The following is an 18,044-nucleotide window of genomic DNA, read 5'->3' as shown; positions in this document are numbered from 1 at the left end:
GTGTCGCCCGCCTGGTTGGGCGGTGCGGACCCGGGTGCCGTGGGCGACCCGGTGGGGTCGGCGGCTCTGGTGCGCCTGATTGGGCGGGCCAGTTGGACTTGCGTCCGGGTCATTTAACTTGAGGGAAAGTGTAGGCCTGGGCAGGCGACAGATGATTGCGAAGATTGCTGATCGAGTTATGACTTGCGCAATCTTTCTCCACTAACGCACCATGTTGCGCAATCAGAAACGAAAGGGGCGCCATCTTGAACAACCTGGACCGCTACGACCTGAACATTCTTGCCGAGTTGCAGCGCGATGCGCGCATCTCCAATCAGGAGCTGGCCGAACGCATCGGTTTATCGCCCTCGCCCTGCTCGCGGCGGGTGAAACAGCTGGAAGACGACGGCTATATCCTGCGGCAGGTGGCCCTGCTGGACCGCAAAAAGCTCGGGCTAAGTCTGACCGCCTTTGTGAACATCGGCATGGACCGCCACACCCCCGAACGCTTCGAGCATTTCGAATCGGTGATCAGCCAATGCCCGGAAGTGTTGGAGTGCAGCCTGGTGACCGGGATGGACGCCGACTACCAACTCAAGGTGGTGGTGCCGGACATGGACCACTACCAGAAATTCCTGCTCGGCCAGCTCACCCGCATTGAAGGGGTGACCAGCGTGAAGTCGAGCTTTGTGCTTAACCAGGTGATTTCCAGCACTCAATTGCCGTTGCAGCATCTAAGAACCTGAACACGCTGCGGCGACGAAGCAGAGGCTCTGCTGCCAGGCGCTGGCGTATAATCGCCGCCCTTGACCCGGCCGCGCGGCCTGGGCGATGTGTTTGAGTCTGGCCAATACCCGAGGTTGTGATGGAACCGGAAAAGTTTGAAGAGTGGATGATGATCATCCTGGTCGGCGGCCTGGTGGTCTTTATGGCGTTTATCGTCTGGGACCTGGCGAAAAAATCCAAAGCCGGCAAGTACGGCACCATGGTTCTCTTTCTGGCCCTGGGCCTGGGCGTGCTGGGCTTTATTATCAAGACCGTGGTGATTGGAAGCCTGGAAGGTTTCTAGAGCCGAGCAACGCTAGCCGAGTAGGTTGGGTTGAGCGAAGCGAAGCCCAACATCTCGGTCTCCGTTTGAAAAAAGCGCCGTTTAAAATCCGCCCCCCCCGTTGGGCTTCGCTCCGCTCAACCCAACCTACGATTCAGCACAGTTTCGCCTCCACCTCTTTCCACTCCCCCAACCCCAACCCTTCAATACTCCACGGCCCAATCCGTACCCGCACCAACCGCAACGTCGGCAACCCCACCGCCGCCGTCATTCGCCGCACCTGGCGATTGCGCCCTTCGCGAATCACCAGCTCCAACCACGCAGTCGGAATGCTTTTGCGAAACCGCACCGGCGGGTTGCGCTCCCACAACTGCGGTTCGGGCAAGTGCCGGGCTTCGGCTGGCAAGGTCGGCCCGTCATTCAGTTCCACGCCATCGCGCAGGCGCTGCAACTGTTCCTCGCTCGGCTCACCTTCCACCTGCACCCAGTAGGTTTTCGCCAGCTTGTGCTTGGGGTCGGCGATGCGGGCTTGCAGCTGGCCGTCGTTGGTTAGCAGCAACAGGCCTTCGCTATCGCGGTCCAGGCGCCCCGCCGGGTATACGCCGGGCACGGGAATAAAATCCTTGAGCGTGCTGCGGCCTTGCTCGTCGTTGAACTGGGTGAGCACGTCGAACGGCTTGTTGAACAGCAGCAGCTTCGGCTCGGCCGGTGGCGCCTTGGCGACACGGCGCGGTGCCAGGCGAGCGGGTTTGGCGGGAGGACGAGGTGGGCGGGCCATAAACAATCCGGGTGAGCAAGCGGGCGGCACAGTGTAACCCGAGGCCATACAGCACCATCAGCCTGGCTTATCGCGCGCCGTCCAATGCCGTCTATCGTTATGCTGCTGCGCTGCGCTGCCACCTAACAAAGGAACCCCTGCATGAGCACGTCCGACGTTCAGAAGTTCACCGGCTGGGCCGCCACCGCGCCCAACGCACCGTTGCAAGCCTACGAGTACGACCCGGGCCCACTGGGCGCCGAGGACGTGGAAGTGGCCGTGGAGTTTTGCGGCATCTGCCATTCGGACCAGTCGATGATCGACAACGAATGGGGCCGCACCCGTTATCCGTTTATTCCGGGCCACGAAGTGGTCGGCACCGTGGTGCGCGTGGGCGACCAGGTGCGCGGCCTGAAACTCGGCCAGCGTGTCGGTATCGGCTGGAACAAGGGCAGCTGCATGCATTGCGCCTCGTGCATGGAAGGTTCGCACCAGCTGTGCCGTACCGTGCAGCCGACCATCATCGGCGGCAACGGCGGTTTTGCTGATCGCCTACGCGCGCACTGGGCCTGGGCTATCCCAATTCCTGAGGCCATCGACCCAAGCCTGGCCGGCCCGCTGTTCTGCGCGGGCTCCACGGTGTTCAGCCCGTTGCTGGAGCTGGGTATCAAACCGACAGACCGCGTTGGCGTGGTCGGCATTGGCGGCCTCGGCCACCTGGCGTTGAAATTCCTCAATGCCTGGGGCTGTGAAGTCACCGCCTTTACCTCCTCGCCAAGCAAGCAGGAAGAAGCCAAGCGTCTGGGCGCCCATAATGCGGTGGCTTCCACCGACGCCGCGGCGATGAAGGCGATTGCCGGCACCCTGGATTTTCTGCTGGTAACCGCCAGTGCCGACCTGGACTGGAACAGCCTGATGGCCACCCTGCGCGGCCGTGGTCGTCTGCACTTTGTCGGCATCGTGCCGAGCGCGATTCCGGTGCATGTGTTCAGCCTGATTCCGGCGCAGAAAGCCATTTCCGGTTCGCCCGTGGGCTCGCCGTCAAACATGGCGAAGATGCTTGAGTTCTGCGCTCGCCACAAGATCGTGCCGCAGGTGGAGATGTTCCCGATGAGCAAGGTGAACGAGGCCATCGACCATCTGCGTGCCGGCAAGGCCCGCTACCGCGTGGTGCTGGACGCCAGCAAGTAGATTGCAAGACGTGTAAGGGGGCAGGCAAACCGCAAGCGCCATGCTAGGTTTGCCTGCATCTCCCCCGCATGAGTTTTTTCTCGATGCCAAGTAACCTTCGTCCTACCTGGTTGCTGAGCCTGCTGACTCTGGCCGGCTGTAATAACTCCGCGTACCAAGGCCCCGCCAGCGACCACTTCGATGGCGAGCGCTTTCACAATATCCAACCCACCGCCGAAAAAAGCCTGCGTGATCTGCTCAAGTGGCAACTCAACCGCGAGAAGACCGACGCCTGGGTGGCGAAGCCCGCTTTGAAAACCCCGCCCGTGGTGCGCGAACGGGTGCCGGGCGATGAGTTGCAAGTTACCTATATCAACCACGCCACGGTGCTGTTGCAGACCCAGGGGCTGAATATTCTCACCGACCCGGTGTGGTCCAAGCGCGTCAGCCCGTTCACCTTTATCGGTCCCAAGCGCTTTCAGGAACCGGGCCTGAGCATTGAGCAGTTGCCGCCGATTGACCTGATTCTGGTCAGCCATAACCACTACGACCACCTCGACCTGGAAAGCCTGCGCCAGTTGGCCCTGCGCTTTCCGACCGCAAAAGTGGTGACCGGTTTGGGCAATGGCGAGCTGATTAAACAGACCGGTTTTGCCGATGTGGCCGAGATTGATTGGTGGCAGGAACTGACCATCAGCGAGGCCCTCACCGTGCATGGCGTGCCGGTGCAGCATTGGTCGTCACGTACCCGCAGCGATACTAACCACACCCTGTGGCTGGGCTTTGTGCTGCAAACGCCGAGCGGACCGCTGTTGTTCCCCGGCGATACCGGATTGGGGCCGGAATTCAAACTGATCAACGAGCGCTTCGGCCCGATGCGGTTTGCCCTGCTGCCGATCGGTGCTTATGCGCCGCGCTGGTTTATGCGCGACCACCATATGAACCCCGACGATGCCGTGCAGGCCCATCGGCAATTGCAGGCCAAAAACAGTCTGGCAATTCACTTCGGCACGTTCCGCCTGACCGACGAAGGCCAGTTCGCGCCGCCGGCCGATCTGGCGGCGGCGTTGCAGGAACAGGAGGTGGATCCGCAGACGTTCCGCGTGCCGCAGCCTGGGGATACGTGGTTGGTGCCGTAAGATCAAAAGCCTCCCCACAAGGAAATGAGGTCACTTGTGGGAGAGGCTTTAGCCTCGATTCCTGGAAAAGGAAATTCCAGGAGTGAGCGCTTACTTACCGGAACGGCGGCTCGTCGAAGCTGCGCAATTTGCGGGAGTGCAGCGAGTCGAGTTGAGTGCGCATCAAATCCAGCGCGGTAATGCCGATGTGCAAATGCTGGCTCACCGCTCTTTCATAAAACGCCCCCGCCGCGCCCGGCAGTTTGATTTCGCTGTGCAGCGGTTTATCCGATACGCACAGCAACGTGCCGTACGGCACCCGCAGGCGATAACCCTGGGCGGCAATCGTGCCGCTTTCCATGTCCACGGCAATGGCACGGGCCAGGTTGATCAGCGGCCGCTCCTGGGCCCAGCGCAGTTCCCAGTTACGGTCGTCGTAGGTCAACACGGTGCCGGTGCGCAGCCGGCGCTTCAGCGCTTCGCCGCGTTCGCCGGTTACCGACGCTGCCGCTTCCTGCAACGCCAACTGCACTTCGGCCAAGGCCGGAATCGGGATATTCGGCGGCACTACCCGATCCAGAATACCGTCGCGACGCATATAGGCGTGGGCCAGAACGTAGTCGCCGATGGTTTGCGATTGGCGCAGGCCACCGCAGTGACCAATCATCAGCCAGCAATGCGGACGCAGCACGGCCAGGTGGTCAGTGATGTTTTTCGCGTTGGACGGGCCGACGCCGATATTCACCAGCGTCACGCCATGGCCATCGGAAGCGATCAGGTGATACGCCGGCATCTGGTAGCGGTGCCACACCACGGCATCGGCCACGGCTTGGGCATCTTCTTCTGAGGTGCCGCGTTCGATGATCACGTTGCCCGGCAACACCATGCGCACAAAGCGCGGGTCGTCGCGCAGTTGCGCCAGGCCGTGGCGGATAAATTGGTCGACGTAGCGGTGGTAGTTGGTCAGCAGAATCCACGGCTGCACATGGCGCCAGTCGCTGCCGGTGTAGTGCACCAGGCGACGCAGCGAGAAGTCCACGCGGGCGGCGTCGAACAGGGCCAGGGGCAGCGGGTCGATGTTTTGCCAGTCGTACAGACCGTCGGCGATGCCATCGGTGGCGGCCGACAGATCGGTACTCGGGAAGACCCGCGACAGCTCGGCGGCGGTGACCCCGGAGCCGGCCAGTTCATCGCCGGCTTCCACCACGTACGGGTACGGAATGTTCTGCTGGCTAACGCCCACTTCGACCTTCACGGTGAAGTCGTTCATCAACGGGCGCAGCTGCTCGAGCAGATATTTGCGAAAGGCAGCCGGGTGGGTGACGGTGACGCTGTAAGTGCCGGGCACCTGCACCTTGGCGTAGGCGCGGATGGTGGTGGGCACTTCGCCTTGGGTTTGGTAGGTCAGGCGCAGCTCGGGGTAACGGAAGCGGTCGCGCTGGTCGGGCTCGGGTTTGATCCGGTCTTTGAGATAGGCCTTGAGTGCCTGGCTCAGGCCTTCGACGGCCTGCTGATGCAGCGCGGCCAGGCGGTCCACCGCTTCTTCCGGGGTGTAGGCGATTACAAAGTTTTCGGTGTTGCTGGTCACGATCGGCCTTCCTGTCTGGACTCGCATGTGGCCTATCTTGCCTGCATCGACAACAAAAGGCATGAACCGAAACAGCGACTACCGGACGATCTGCTGCACCCTCAGTAGTCTGGATCCCCGCCTTCGCGGGAATGACGGTGGTCCTTCATACAACCCCGTCATCCCCGCGAAGGCGGGGATCCAGGTACATCGCACTCAAAGGAGAGCGCCCTTATCACCCCATCAAATGCGGCGTGCTGCGCGCCACCAGCGCCTCGACGTCCACACCACGCGGCAAGGTGCCGTAAACGCGACCACCCTGCCCCAGACGGCTGGCGATAAAGGCATCGGCCACCACGGCATTGCCGCCTTCGAGCAGCAGCTTGGCCTGCAGGCCGACGGCTACGTCTTCGGTGAGTTGGCGGGCGCGGTATTGGATATCGGCCGTGTCGCGGAAGCCCGCTTTCAGGCCTTCGATATGGGCCTTCAACCGCGCATCGCCATGACCGTCGCCAAGTTCAGTGAACAGCACATCAAGCACGCCCGGCTCTTTGGACAATGCGCGCAGCACGTCCAGGCATTGCACGTTGCCGGAGCCCTCCCACGTGGAGTTCACCGGCGCTTCGCGGTACAGGCGCGGCAGAATGCTGTCTTCCACATACCCCGCGCCGCCCATGCATTCAGCGGCCTCGTTGATCATGGCCGGCGCGCGTTTGCAGATCCAATACTTGCCCACGGCCGTTACCAGGCGGGCAAATTTGTCCTCTTGTTCGTCGTGGGCGTTATCCAGCGCTTTGGCCATGCGCATGCTCAGGGCAATGGCGGCTTCGCTTTCCAAAGCCAGATCGGCCAACACGTTTTGCATCAGGGCCTGCTCGCTCAGCACCCGGCCGCCGACACTGCGGTGCGCGCAGTGGTTCGCGGCCTGGCTCAGCGCTTGGCGCATCAGGGCGCTGGAGCCAACCATGCAGTCAAAGCGGGTCATCGACACCATCTCGATAATGGTCGGCACGCCGCGGCCTTCTTCGCCAAGCATCCAGGCCAGGGCGCCGCGGTATTCCACTTCGCTGGAGGCGTTGGACCAGTTACCCAACTTGTTTTTCAGGCGCTGGATATAGAACTCGTTGCGCGTGCCGTCCGGGCGATGGCGCGGCAGCAGGAAGCAGCTCAAACCCTTGTCGGTCTGCGCCAGGGTAAGGAAGGCATCGCACATCGGCGCCGAGCAGAACCACTTGTGGCCCACCAGTTCATACGCCTGCCCAGGCCCCGGCATGCCGACGGGATAAGCACGGGTGGTGTTGGCGCGCACATCGGTGCCGCCCTGCTTTTCAGTCATGGCCATGCCGATGGTCGCGCCGGCCTTCTGGCCAATCGGCAGATTGCGCGGGTCGTATTCGGTGGCGAGGATTTTTGGCAGCCAGATTTCCGCGACGTCTGGCTGAATGCGCAGGGCCGGCACACTGGCGTAGGTCATGGTCAGTGGGCAGCCGCTGCCGGCTTCGGCCTGGCTGTGCATATAGCTCATGGCTGCGCGGGCGACGTTGGCGCCGGCGCGCGGGTCGGTCCAGGGCAGCGAGGTGAGGCCGTGCTCGATGGCGGCCTGCATCAGCTGGTGATAGGCCGGATGGAACTCGACCACGTCGATCCGGTGACCATAGCGGTCGTGGCTTTTGAACACCGGTTTGTTTTCGTTGGCGAGAAAACCGGCCGCCATCAGCGGGCCGCCGGCCAGGGCGCCATAGGCGTCGATACGGTCGTTGGCCCAGGCGCCGCCGAAGTGGCGCGTCCATTCCTGCAGCGGCAGGTCGGCGCGGTACAGGTTGATGCCATCCAGCGACGGCGGCTGGTTGCTGACTTCGTGGGTTTCGGCGAGTACGGCGTGGTTGTTCATGGCAGTAACTCCTCAGCGCTTTGTTGTTCGGAAGAGAGCGCGCGCAAACAGAAAGAAACCAAAGCGGCGCTGACGTCCGCCAATTCTTGTGTGGGTTGGCCTGCCTCACGGGCGGCGCGGGCTTGCGGGGACAGCGGGCCGACCAGCGCTTCACTGATGGCGCCCACCAGGCAGGCGGCGCTGACGGCAACGGACGATGTGCGAAAGGCGCCGGACTGCACGCCCTGCTCGATGACAGTGCTTAGGTGCGCGGCGTAGGCCTCGCGGAATTCCAGACGGCGTTCGTCTACTTCCGGGTCGACCGGCTCGGCGATCAGGGCAAAGGCCAGGCGCCGGCTTTGCCAGGCGCGGGCGGCGAATTGCTGCAAGGCGCCGGCCATTCGCGCCGGCTCGCTGCCGGGCAATTGCAGGGCAGCGGCCATGGCATCCACTTCACGCTGACTGGCACGGGCAAAGACCTCGGCGGCCAATTCACCCTTGCCGCGAAAGTGCCGGTACAGGCTGCCGGTGGCGATGCCGACGCGCTCGGCGAGGGTGTTCATGGTCAGCGCGGCAAAACCGCCCTCCACCACCAACAGCAAGGCGCAATCGAGAATGCGCTCGCGCAGCTCAGAGTCGCGGTCGATACGGGCGGCGCTGTGACGGTAGGCCATAGTCTGAATCCTGATTCATTTGGAAGCAGTGAATCATGATTCAGAGTTTGGAAGAAGTGGCATTCTGGCCAAAGAAGGGGAACGTTGAAGCAAAACCCAGACACCGTCATCCCAGCGCAGGCTGGGATCCAGAGTGCTGGATAGAGCGAGGACGTGGGTACGGCGGGAGATTCTGGGTCCCCGCCTGCGCGGGGACGACGGTGTGGGGTAGCAGCGCTAGCGTTACGGAGTACGCACCGGCACCGGCGTTTCAAGGCACAACAACCAGTCATGCAGCAGCGCCTGCAACGCTTCGAACTTCACCGGCTTGGCCAGATAGTCGCTCATTCCCGCCGCCAGGCAGCGCTCGCGGTCGCCGCTGTGGCTGTGGGCGGTGATGGCCAGCACCGGCAACTCGGCGCAGGTGGGCATCGAACGCAGGGCGCGGCAGGTGGCGAAGCCGTCCATGATCGGCATCTGGCAGTCGAGCAGCACGGCGTCCACGGTTTCGCGGCGCAGCAGTTCCAGGGCGTCTGCGCCGTTGTCGGCACAGCGCACGCGGTAGCCAAGCTTGAGCAGCATGCCGCGCATTACCAGTTGGTTGATGCCGTTGTCTTCCACCACCAACACGGTGCAGTCCTCGGGGCGGCGCAGGGCTTGGCCGCCGCCGCGGCGTGGTTGTTCGCGCGAGGGCGCGCTTGCCGTAGACGCAGCATTACCGGTGAGAAACAACGGCACGGTCAGTTCGAAGTTGCTGCCCTCGCCCACTTCCGACTGGTGGCTCAAGCCGCCGCCCATCAGGCCCACCAGCTTGCGACAGATGGCCAGGCCGACGCCCAGGCCGCCGTATTCGCGGGTCATGGAGCCGTCCAGTTGGTGGAAGCGTTGGTACAGCGAGCCGTCCTGCGGGGTGCTGAAGCCGATGCCGCTGTCGAGCACGCCGACTTTCAAGATCAGCCCTTCACGACCGCGCTCGGCCGCCGCCACGCGCAAGGTAACCGCTCCACCGGGGGTGAATTTGATGGCGTTATCCAGCAGATAGCCGATGCATTGGCTGAGTTTGCCGGCGTCACCTTCGAGGGTGTCGGGCAGGGTTTCGTCCATTTCCAGGGTAAAGCCCAGGCCTTTTTCTTCGGCCCGCTGAGCGAATTGCGTGCGCAGGCCGCCGAACAGGCCGCGCAGGCTGAACGGCTCGCGCCACGGGTAGAGCTTGCCGGCTTGCAGTTCGGTGAGGGTGAGAATGTCGCTGACCATGCGCATCATGTCGCGCGCCGAGGCGCTGGCGGTTTTCTGGTATTGCTCCAATTCCACGTCCATGGGCACGGTTTGCATCAGCTCCAGCGAGCCGATCACGCCATTCATGGGGGTGCGCAGCTCGTGGGTGACGGTGGCGAGGAATTCGTCTTTCAGGCGGTTGCTGTTGGCCAGCTCGAGGTTGAGGGTTTCCAGCTTGCGCCCCGAGTCATAGAGGATGCGTGCGCGCTCTTCCTTCATGGAGTTGATGCGATCCGCCAGGGCCAGCGACAGCAAGCCCACCTCGATAGCCGAGCCGATCTGGCTGGCGTACATGGTGAGGAACACGTTCGGCAAATAGCCGAGCACCATCAGGGTGTTGATCACGCCGCCAATCAGGAAGGTGGTCCAGGCGAAGATAAAGTACCGCGCCACGCGCATGCCGCGCCGCCAGGCCAGCAGCCCGGCAGAGAACACCACGATGGTGAACAGCAACGCCAGATAGGTGGCCAGGCGCAGCGACACGCTGTAGCTGACGGTCAGCGCCAGCACCATCACCAGCGCGCCGACAGCCATGATCGCCAGCAAGGTGCGGTCCATCCACGGGCTGTGTTCGGAGGTGTGCAGGAAACTGCGCGCGAACTGGCTGCCGAACAGAGCCGCCGAGCCGACTAAAAACGGCGTGGAGGCGTTGGCCCACCATGGGTTGTCCGGCCAGAAGTATTCGATGCCGGCACCGTTGACCGACACCTGGTACAAGCCGAAGGAGGCGATATAGAGGATGTAGTAGAGGTAACTCGGGTCGCGCACGCTGAGGAAGATAAACAGGTTGTAGATGAGCATGCCCAGCAGCACGCCATAGATGATGCCCAGCAGGTAGATACGGCCGGGAATCTGCTCCATGTAGGTTTTCGGCGACCACAGATTGAGCGGCGCCTGAATCGAACCCTGGCTTTGTACACGCAAGTACACGCGCTGCGGCTGGTAGGGCTGCAGGTTGATTTCAAAAAGGTAGTTGTTCTGTTTGATCTGCCGGCTTTCGAACGGCAGGGCATCGCCGGTGCGTTGCGCCAATTGGAAACCGCCGCGCCCGTCAGGCAGGTAGAGGTCTAGGTGGTCCAGCGGCGGATAGGCCAGTTCCAGCAACCACGGCTGCTGGCCGAGCAGGTCTTGCGGGCGGTAGGCGAGGTCGATGCGCAGCCAGAATACCGAGTGGGAATAACCGGCGTTGAGCACCGGTTTGTTGTGGCGGCGGAAGCTGGCTTGCAGGGCTGGCGAGGTGATGTCGTTGATGGTGGCGTCGCCGCGCACATCCTCGAACACGTCCATTTCTTGCCCTAGAACAAGCTGGGTGGTGTGCTCGTCGAACTCGACCGCGTGAGCCAGGTTCGTCAACAAACACAAAAGAAGTAAAAGACCGTAGCGCATGCTGCCCCGCAAGGGCCTGGCGGGTGACGTCGGAGCCCCATCTCCGTAGCGACGTCACCACGCCGGCCTGATTTATTCAAATGGGGGCCACTCTAGCATAGCCGTCTGACGCTGAAAGCCGCCGCCAGCAAGGCACGGCGGGTGCCAGCAGCAATAGTGGCCACCTGCTGTCGGAAAACGCCGGTGCCTTGCGCGGGGCGGCCGGCATCTCACCACCGGCCAACTGAAACCGCTGCGCGCCCTGCAGCAAAAAAGGTGAAAAGTGATAAGCTCGCGCACCATGACTACCTATACCTCCCGCCCCGTTGTCCTCTGCCTTTCCGGCCACGACCCCAGTGGTGGCGCCGGTCTTCAGGCCGATATCGAAGCCTTGCTTGCCCAAGGCTGCCACGCCGCTCCAGCGGTAACCGCGTTGACCGTGCAAGACACCGTCAATGTCACTGACTTCCGCGTGCTCGATCGCGAATGGGTGTTGGCCCAAGCCCACGCCGTGATCGCCGACCTGCCGGTGGCTGCCGTCAAACTGGGCATGCTGGGCTCGGTGCAGATGGTGGAAACCGTGCTGGAAATCATGCAGAAGCTGCCGGGCGTGCCGTTGGTGTGCGACCCGGTGCTACGTGCCGGCGGCGGTGGCGCATTGGGTAAAGACGAAGTGGGTTTTGCGATGCGCGAGCGTTTGCTGCCGATTGCCACCATCGCCACGCCGAACCTGCCGGAAGCGCGCATTCTCGCCGAGCTGCCAGATGGCACCGCCGATGAATGCGCCGCCAAGTTGCTGCCGTTTATTCAGCACTTGCTGATTACTGGCGGCCATGGCGACGAATCCAGGTGCATAACCGCCTGTACAGCCGCGACGGCAGTCAGCACACCTTTACCTGCGAGCGGTTGCCGGGTAGCTATCACGGCTCGGGTTGCACCTTGGCCAGTACCTTGGCCGGCCGTTTGGCTTTGGGTGAGAACCTGGCCAGCGCAGTGGAATCTGCCCTCGCCTACACCTGGCGCACGCTGCGCGATGCTGAACAACTCGGGCGCGGCCAATACGTTCCCCGTCGTCTGCCGTTGGACTTCTGTTCATGAGCAACTTGCGCGGCCTCTATGCCATTACCGACAGCCAACTGCTGGCCGGCGGCAAACTGTTGCCTTACGTGGAAGCGGCCCTCGACGGCGGCGCCACGCTGCTGCAATACCGCGACAAGAGCAACGACGACGCCCGCCGTCTGCGCGAAGCCGAAGCGTTGAAAACCTTGTGCGAGCGCTACGGCGCGAGCCTATTGATCAACGACGACGCCGAACTGGCCGCCCGCCTGGGCGTTGGTGTGCACCTCGGGCAAGGCGACGGTTCGCTCTCGGTGGCCCGTGCCCTGCTCGGCCGCAAGGCCATCATCGGCGGCACCTGCCTGTCGCAGCTTGAACTGGCCGAACAGGCGGCCCGCGAAGGCGCCAGCTATGTCGCGTTTGGCCGCTTCTTCAATTCCCTGACCAAACCCGGCGCCCCCGCGGCCACCCTGGAATTGGTGCAACAAGCCCGTGCGCGGGTGCAGTTGCCGGTGTGTGCCATTGGCGGCATCACCCTGGACAACGCGGCGCCGTTGATTGCCGGCGGCGTGAGCCTGCTGGCGGTGATCCACGCCCTGTTCAGCGCCGACACGGCCCAGGAAGTTAACCGCCGCGCTCGCGCCTTTAGCGCCCTGTTTCAGTCTTAACCATCGAATTCTGAGGACGCAGGCCTGCCCTGCCCGCCTCCACTTGTTCAGTTAAAAGGAGTCTGCCCAATGACCCAGTCCCGTTCCGAAGCCCTGTTTGCCAGCGCGCAAAAACACATTCCCGGCGGCGTGAATTCGCCCGTGCGTGCGTTCCGCAGCGTCGGCGGCACGCCGTTGTTCTTCAAACATGCAGTCGGCGCCTACGTCACTGACGAAGACAACAAGCAGTACGTGGACTATGTCGGCTCCTGGGGCCCGATGATCCTCGGCCACAGCCACCCGGACGTGCTCGACGCCGTGCGCAAGCAGCTGGAACACGGCCTCTCCTACGGCGCGCCAACCGCCATGGAAACCGAGATGGCGGAGCTGGTGTGCTCGATCGTGCCGTCGATGGAGATGGTGCGCATGGTCAGCTCCGGCACCGAAGCGACCATGAGCGCGATTCGTCTGGCCCGTGGTTACACCGGCCGCGACAGCATCATCAAGTTCGAAGGCTGCTACCACGGCCACTCCGACAGCCTGCTGGTGAAAGCCGGCTCCGGCGCCCTGACCCAAGGCGTGCCGAGTTCCGCTGGCGTGCCGGCGGCGTTCGCCAAACACACCCTGACCCTGCCGTTCAACGACATCGCGGCCGTGGAAAAAATGCTCAGCGAAGTGGGCAAGGAAGTGGCGTGCATCATCGTTGAGCCGGTGGCCGGCAATATGAACTGCGTGCCGCCGGCGCCGGGCTTTCTCGAAGGCCTGCGCGAGCAGTGCGACAAACACGGCGTGGTGCTGATTTTTGACGAAGTGATGACCGGGTTCCGCGTCGCCCTCGGCGGCGCCCAGGCTTACTACGGGGTGACGCCGGACCTGTCGACCTTCGGCAAGATCATCGGCGGCGGCATGCCGGTGGGCTGTTTTGGCGGCAAGCGCGAAATCATGCAGCAGATCGCCCCGCTCGGCCCGGTTTACCAGGCCGGCACCCTTTCGGGTAACCCGCTGGCCATGGCCGCCGGCCTGACCACGCTGAACCTGATCCGCCGCCCGGGCTTCCACGACGAGCTGACCGCTTACACCACCCGTATGCTCGACGGGCTGCAACAGCGCGCCGACGCGGCGGGCATTCCGTTCGTGACCACCCAGGCCGGCGGCATGTTTGGCCTGTACTTCAGCGGCGCCGACGACATCGTCACCTTTGACGATGTAATGAGCAGCGATGCCGACCGCTTCAAGAAGTTCTTCCACCTGATGCTGGACGGCGGCGTGTACCTGGCGCCGAGCGCGTTCGAGGCCGGTTTCACCTCCATCGCCCATGGCGACAAGGAGCTGCAAATCACCCTCGACGCCGCAGAGCGCGCCTTCGCGGCCCTGCGCTGATGCAATACAGCACCGCCGTTTCCGATGGAGTGTTGGCGCTGGCCTGTTTGGCCTGCGTGATCGGCATTCTGCGCAGCCCGCGTTGGGGCGAGCAAAACCTGCGGGCGACGTGGTGGATAGTCATCGCCGCGTTGCTGCTGACCGGCGCTACGGCGGTGGTTGGCGTGCTGCATTTTGGCGTGGACGAAAGCTGGCAACCGCTGCACGCCAAGCTCAGCCAGGCCAGCAGCTTGCTCGCCTTGCCGGCGCTGGGCGTGGCGGCGCTGACGTTGATTCGCGGCTGGCACTGGCAGCGTCTGGGCTGGTGCTGGGTGATCATCAGCCTGAGCGTGCTGTTCGAAGGCGCCAAGCGCCTGGGTGTACTGGATAGCTACAAACTCGTACTTAACCTCGTCACCTTGCTGCTGTTTCTATACGCCGGCTTTACTCAAGGACGCGGGCCGTTGCTTGCCGGTGCCGGTGTGGTAGCGCTCTTTATCGTCGCCGGGCTGGTGGTGGGAACCGACGGAAACCTCGGCCCCATGCGCCGTGTTGACGTTTTTCATGGACTGCTAAGCTTGGCGTATCCGTTGCTGACCTGGCTGCTGCTCGCGTTGCACAGTCGCCAAGGCGTGACGGACGGGGCAGAAAAGTCGGTAAAGACTTTGTAACAAGCGCCCGGCTTATTCCATAATGCGCGGGCCGTCGCGTTCCGACGGCCGGGCATTGGCCCGCTCTGCTTACGAGGCGTGTTGATTGTTATGAACTGCATCGGCCGCACCCTGTCCCTGGGCTGCCTGTTGCTCCTGCTGCCACTGGTTGCATCGGCTGGCGGCAACTCCTTGCTGATTCCGGCCGCCGGCCGCTGTTCGCTCAACACCCTTCCCGAAGACCAGGCCGAAGCCCTTTCGTCCTGCCAGCAAGCCGCGCAGAGCGGCGACCCTGAAGCCCAATTCGAACTTGGCGAGTTTTTCTACGACGGCAAACGCGCCCCGCGCGACCTGCCGCAAGCGCTGAACCTGTTCGAACAAGCCTCGCTGCAAGGCCATGCACAAAGCCAGTATCGCCTGGGGATGATGTTTTTCCGTGGCGAAGGCGTGCAGGCCAATAACGTGCAGGCGTATATCGTGCTGAAGATGGCGGCCGTGAATGGCGCCGAAGATGCGCTCGATACCGCCGACCAGGTGGCCGCGCAAATGCCGCGTGAGCAGCTGGAAATCGCTACTCAGGTACTGGGGCAGATTTTCCGTAATTACCTGATTGAATTGCAGACAGCGGACGGTGGTTCGCCGTTTGCGCCGTTGCCCTGAAAAGCTTCGCGAGCAAGCTCGCTCCTACGGGATGACGATGCTTGTGATCTCTACACAATAAAAAAGGGCGCCTGATGGCGCCCTTCTCGTTCAGCCGATCACCTTACTGGTGATACTGCGCCGACAACTCATGCACCGCTTCCAGGAACGCCCCGGCGTGCGCCGGATTGACCTCAGGCGTAATGCCGTGGCCGAGGTTAAACACGTGGCCTGAGCCTTTACCGTAGCTGGCCAGAATGCGCGCCACTTCGTTACGGATGGCGGCAGGCTGCGCGTACAGCACGGTTGGGTCCATGTTGCCTTGCAAGGACACCTGGCCACCGACGCGACGGCGGGCTTCGCCGATATCGCAGGTCCAGTCCAGACCCAGCGCATCGGCGCCGGCATCGGCCAGCGACTCCAGCCACAGACCGCCATTCTTGGTGAACAGAATCACCGGAATCTTTCGGCCGTCGTGTTCGCGAATCAGGCCACTGACGATCTTCTTCATGTACGCCAGCGAGAACTCCAGGTACGCCGCCGACGACAGATTGCCGCCCCAGGTATCGAAGATCTGCACGGCTTGCGCGCCGGCCAGAATCTGGCCATTGAGGTAGCTGGTGACCGACTGGGCGAGCTTGTCGAGCAGCAGGTGCATGGCCTGTGGGTTGTCGTAGAGCATGGCCTTGGTTTTGCGGAAGTCTTTCGACGAACCGCCTTCGACCATATAAGTGGCCAAGGTCCACGGGCTGCCGGAGAAGCCAATCAGCGGCACGCGGCCGTTCAGAGCACTGCGGATGGTGCGCACCGCGTCCATCACGTAACCGAGGTCTTTTTCCGGGTCGGGAATCGGCAGGGCTTCGACGTCGGCCAAGCTGCTGATGACTTTCTTGAAGCGCGGGCCTTCGCCGGTTTCAAAATACAGGCCCTGGCCCATGGCGTCGGGGATGGTGAGGATGTCGGAAAACAGAATCGCCGCGTCCAGCTGCGGGTAGCGGTCCAGCGGTTGCAGGGTAACTTCGCAGGCGAACTGCGGGTTCTGCATCAGCCCCATGAAGTCGCCGGCCTTGGCACGGCTGGCGCGGTACTCCGGCAGGTAGCGACCGGCCTGGCGCATCATCCACACGGGAGTGACATCGACAGGCTGTTTCAACAAGGCACGGAGGAAGCGATCGTTCTTCAGGGCGGTCATGGCATTTCCTGATGAAAAGTAGGCAGCAAAAAAGTGCCGGCATTTTCGCAGAGCGCACAGCAAAAGGCACGGCGAGTGCCGTGCCTTTTGTCTATGGAGTCAATTTGTCGCGGCGGTATCCGCTTTGGAAACCTATCTAAGCGTCGCGAGCGAAGGTGAGGCAAGGCGGAGGGGTCGAAAAAAAGCGGAGTTGGCTGTAGCCAATGAGCATTTTTTCCGACCCCGACAACGCCGCATCACCGAGCGCAGCAGCTTAGACTTCGAGGTAATCCAGGATGCCTTCTGCCGCTTGGCGACCTTCGAAAATCGCCGTCACCACCAAGTCCGACCCACGCACCATATCGCCACCGGCAAAAATCTTCGGGTTGCTGGTCTGGTGCTTGAACTTGGACTGCTCGGGCGCAATCACGCGGCCCTGGCTGTCGGTCTGGATGCTGAACTGCTCGAACCACGGCGCCGGACTTGGACGGAAACCGAAGGCGATCAGCACGGCTTCAGCCGGGATGATTTCTTCAGAACCCGGAATCGGCTCGGGGCTGCGACGGCCACGGGCGTCCGGCTCGCCGAGACGGGTCTCGACCACTTTCACGCCTTCAACCTTGTCTTCGCCAACGATGGCGATCGGCTGGCGGTTGTAGAGGAATTTCACGCCTTCTTCTTTGGCGTTCTTCACCTCTTTGCGCGAGCCGGGCATGTTCTCTTCGTCACGACGGTACGCGCAGGTGACCGACTTGGCGCCCTGGCGGATCGAGGTACGGTTGCAGTCCATGGCGGTGTCGCCGCCACCAAGCACAACGATGCGTTTGCCCTTCATATTGATGAAGTCTTCCGGCGCCTTTTCGAAACCCAGGTTGCGGTTCACGTTGGCGATCAGGAAGTCGAGCGCATCGTGCACGCCCGGCAGGTCTTCACCCGGGAAGCCGCCCTTCATATAGGTGTAGGTGCCCATGCCCATGAACACGGCATCGTACTCTTCGAGCAGTTGGTCGACGGTGACGTCTTTGCCCACTTCGGTGTTCAGGCGGAATTCGATGCCCATGCCGGTGAACACTTCACGACGGCGGGTGAGTACGCTTTTTTCCAGCTTGAATTCGGGAATGCCGAAGGTGAGCAAGCCACCGATTTCCGGGTTCTTGTCGAACACCACGGGCGACACACCGTTACGCACCAGTACGTCGGCGCAGCCCAGGCCAGCAGGGCCGGCGCCGATAATGGCGACGCGCTTGCCGGTTGGTACGACCTTGGACATATCCGGACGCCAGCCCATGGCGAAGGCGGTGTCGGTGATGTACTTCTCCACCGAACCGATGGTCACGGCGCCAAAGCCATCATTAAGGGTGCAGGCACCCTCGCATAGACGGTCTTGCGGGCACACGCGACCGCAGACTTCCGGCAGGGTGTTGGTCTGGTGGGACAGTTCAGCGGCGGCCAGGATATTGCCTTCCGATACCAGCTTGAGCCAGTTCGGAATGAAGTTGTGCACGGGGCACTTCCACTCGCAATACGGGTTACCGCAACCCAGGCAGCGATGCGACTGGTCAGCGGCCTGGGCCGGTTTGAAGGGCTCGTAGATCTCGACGAATTCCTTTTTGCGCTGGCGCAACAGTTTCTTCTTCGGATCTTTGCGCCCGACATCGAGGAACTGGAAGTCGTTGTTCAGACGTTCAGTCATGGTTAAAACCTCATCACACTACGGCAG

General features: G+C 62.5%; 15 protein-coding genes and 1 pseudogene. 9 read left to right on the top strand and 7 right to left on the bottom strand.

The features are described from left to right. The first annotated feature begins 245 nt into the window (after positions 1-245). Together AC0V2S_RS02665 and AC0V2S_RS02660 are read left to right on the top strand one after the other, a co-directional pair. Positions 246-725 carry an Lrp/AsnC family transcriptional regulator gene (locus AC0V2S_RS02665; protein ID WP_475508390.1) on the top strand — a complete coding sequence of 160 codons (480 nt, stop codon included), beginning with the start codon at positions 246-248 and terminating at the stop codon, positions 723-725. Positions 726-844: 119 nt separating this feature from the next. Then, entirely contained in the window at positions 845-1,048 is a 204-nt protein-coding gene (locus tag AC0V2S_RS02660; RefSeq protein WP_475508389.1) for a DUF2788 domain-containing protein, read from the top strand. 133 nt (positions 1,049-1,181) lie between these two features. Here AC0V2S_RS02660 and AC0V2S_RS02655 read toward each other — a convergent pair whose 3' ends face one another. Then, complete coding sequence (locus tag AC0V2S_RS02655) at positions 1,182-1,805, bottom strand: pseudouridine synthase (RefSeq protein WP_475508388.1); 624 nt, start codon at positions 1,803-1,805, stop codon at positions 1,182-1,184. A gap of 141 nt (positions 1,806-1,946) precedes the next feature. Between AC0V2S_RS02655 and ahr the strand changes: the two genes are divergently transcribed. Together ahr and AC0V2S_RS02645 are read left to right on the top strand one after the other, a co-directional pair. Next, positions 1,947-2,975 (top strand): NADPH-dependent aldehyde reductase Ahr, encoded by a 1,029-nt coding sequence (gene ahr, locus AC0V2S_RS02650; protein WP_475508387.1) that lies wholly within the window; start codon positions 1,947-1,949, stop codon positions 2,973-2,975. Between the two features lie 83 nt (positions 2,976-3,058). After that, a complete protein-coding gene (locus tag AC0V2S_RS02645; protein WP_475508386.1) occupies positions 3,059-4,093 on the top strand; it encodes an MBL fold metallo-hydrolase in 1,035 nt (344 codons plus the stop codon). Between the two features lie 94 nt (positions 4,094-4,187). Here the strand turns inward: AC0V2S_RS02645 and amn are convergent, their stop codons facing one another. The 4 genes from amn to AC0V2S_RS02625 all read right to left on the bottom strand — a co-directional run bounded on the left by amn (position 4,188) and on the right by AC0V2S_RS02625 (position 10,823). Then, positions 4,188-5,660, bottom strand: a complete 1,473-nt coding sequence (gene amn, locus AC0V2S_RS02640; protein WP_475508385.1) for an AMP nucleosidase — start codon at positions 5,658-5,660, stop codon at positions 4,188-4,190. A 214-nt stretch (positions 5,661-5,874) separates the two neighbouring features. Next, entirely contained in the window at positions 5,875-7,530 is a 1,656-nt protein-coding gene (locus tag AC0V2S_RS02635) for an acyl-CoA dehydrogenase family protein (RefSeq protein WP_475508384.1), read from the bottom strand. Further along, positions 7,527-8,183, bottom strand: a complete 657-nt coding sequence (locus tag AC0V2S_RS02630; protein ID WP_475508383.1) for a TetR/AcrR family transcriptional regulator — start codon at positions 8,181-8,183, stop codon at positions 7,527-7,529. The genes AC0V2S_RS02635 and AC0V2S_RS02630 overlap by 4 nt, the downstream gene beginning before the upstream one ends. A gap of 222 nt (positions 8,184-8,405) precedes the next feature. Continuing rightward, complete coding sequence (locus tag AC0V2S_RS02625; protein ID WP_475508382.1) at positions 8,406-10,823, bottom strand: hybrid sensor histidine kinase/response regulator; 2,418 nt, start codon at positions 10,821-10,823, stop codon at positions 8,406-8,408. A gap of 280 nt (positions 10,824-11,103) precedes the next feature. Here AC0V2S_RS02625 and AC0V2S_RS02620 point away from each other — a divergent pair. The 5 genes and pseudogenes from AC0V2S_RS02620 to AC0V2S_RS02600 all read left to right on the top strand — a co-directional run bounded on the left by AC0V2S_RS02620 (position 11,104) and on the right by AC0V2S_RS02600 (position 15,174). Next, positions 11,104-11,900, top strand: a pseudogene (locus AC0V2S_RS02620) (hydroxymethylpyrimidine/phosphomethylpyrimidine kinase). After that, positions 11,897-12,526, top strand: coding sequence for a thiamine phosphate synthase (gene thiE, locus AC0V2S_RS02615; protein ID WP_475508381.1), 630 nt, complete (start codon positions 11,897-11,899; stop codon positions 12,524-12,526). Before AC0V2S_RS02620 ends, thiE begins: the two are co-directional and overlap by 4 nt. 69 nt (positions 12,527-12,595) lie before the next feature. After that, on the top strand, positions 12,596-13,885 hold the full coding sequence (hemL, locus tag AC0V2S_RS02610; protein WP_475508380.1) for a glutamate-1-semialdehyde 2,1-aminomutase: 1,290 nt from the start codon (positions 12,596-12,598) through the stop codon (positions 13,883-13,885). Further along, entirely contained in the window at positions 13,885-14,535 is a 651-nt protein-coding gene (locus AC0V2S_RS02605) for a DUF6962 family protein (RefSeq protein ID WP_475508379.1), read from the top strand. The genes hemL and AC0V2S_RS02605 overlap by 1 nt, the downstream gene beginning before the upstream one ends. 90 nt (positions 14,536-14,625) lie before the next feature. Next, positions 14,626-15,174: a tetratricopeptide repeat protein gene (locus AC0V2S_RS02600; RefSeq protein ID WP_475508378.1), complete on the top strand. Its 549-nt coding sequence runs from the start codon at positions 14,626-14,628 to the stop codon at positions 15,172-15,174. 103 nt (positions 15,175-15,277) lie between these two features. Here AC0V2S_RS02600 and hemE read toward each other — a convergent pair whose 3' ends face one another. Both hemE and AC0V2S_RS02590 read right to left on the bottom strand, forming a co-directional pair. Beyond that, positions 15,278-16,345: a uroporphyrinogen decarboxylase gene (gene hemE / locus AC0V2S_RS02595; RefSeq protein ID WP_475508377.1), complete on the bottom strand. Its 1,068-nt coding sequence runs from the start codon at positions 16,343-16,345 to the stop codon at positions 15,278-15,280. A 253-nt stretch (positions 16,346-16,598) separates the two neighbouring features. Then, a complete protein-coding gene (locus tag AC0V2S_RS02590) occupies positions 16,599-18,017 on the bottom strand; it encodes an FAD-dependent oxidoreductase (RefSeq protein ID WP_475508376.1) in 1,419 nt (472 codons plus the stop codon). Positions 18,018-18,044: the final 27 nt, after the last annotated feature.

This window comes from Pseudomonas sp. CC11G (assembly GCF_056174845.1).
The sequence above is the reverse complement of the archived record's forward strand: the minus strand, read 5'-3'. Positions and strand labels throughout refer to the sequence as shown.

Excerpts from the sequence above, each read along its gene's own strand:
- AC0V2S_RS02655 (WP_475508388.1), bottom strand. The coding sequence starts at position 1,805 with ATGGCCCGCCCACCTCGTCCTCCCGCCAAACCCGCTCGCCTGGCACCG.
- hemL (WP_475508380.1), top strand. The coding sequence starts at position 12,596 with ATGACCCAGTCCCGTTCCGAAGCCCTGTTTGCCAGCGCGCAAAAACAC.
- AC0V2S_RS02625 (WP_475508382.1), bottom strand. The coding sequence starts at position 10,823 with ATGCGCTACGGTCTTTTACTTCTTTTGTGTTTGTTGACGAACCTGGCT.
- AC0V2S_RS02605 (WP_475508379.1), top strand. The coding sequence starts at position 13,885 with ATGCAATACAGCACCGCCGTTTCCGATGGAGTGTTGGCGCTGGCCTGT.
- hemE (WP_475508377.1), bottom strand. The coding sequence starts at position 16,345 with ATGACCGCCCTGAAGAACGATCGCTTCCTCCGTGCCTTGTTGAAACAG.
- AC0V2S_RS02590 (WP_475508376.1), bottom strand. The coding sequence starts at position 18,017 with ATGACTGAACGTCTGAACAACGACTTCCAGTTCCTCGATGTCGGGCGC.
- ahr (WP_475508387.1), top strand. The coding sequence starts at position 1,947 with ATGAGCACGTCCGACGTTCAGAAGTTCACCGGCTGGGCCGCCACCGCG.
- AC0V2S_RS02600 (WP_475508378.1), top strand. The coding sequence starts at position 14,626 with ATGAACTGCATCGGCCGCACCCTGTCCCTGGGCTGCCTGTTGCTCCTG.
- AC0V2S_RS02635 (WP_475508384.1), bottom strand. The coding sequence starts at position 7,530 with ATGAACAACCACGCCGTACTCGCCGAAACCCACGAAGTCAGCAACCAG.
- AC0V2S_RS02630 (WP_475508383.1), bottom strand. The coding sequence starts at position 8,183 with ATGGCCTACCGTCACAGCGCCGCCCGTATCGACCGCGACTCTGAGCTG.
- AC0V2S_RS02660 (WP_475508389.1), top strand. The coding sequence starts at position 845 with ATGGAACCGGAAAAGTTTGAAGAGTGGATGATGATCATCCTGGTCGGC.
- thiE (WP_475508381.1), top strand. The coding sequence starts at position 11,897 with ATGAGCAACTTGCGCGGCCTCTATGCCATTACCGACAGCCAACTGCTG.
- AC0V2S_RS02645 (WP_475508386.1), top strand. The coding sequence starts at position 3,059 with ATGCCAAGTAACCTTCGTCCTACCTGGTTGCTGAGCCTGCTGACTCTG.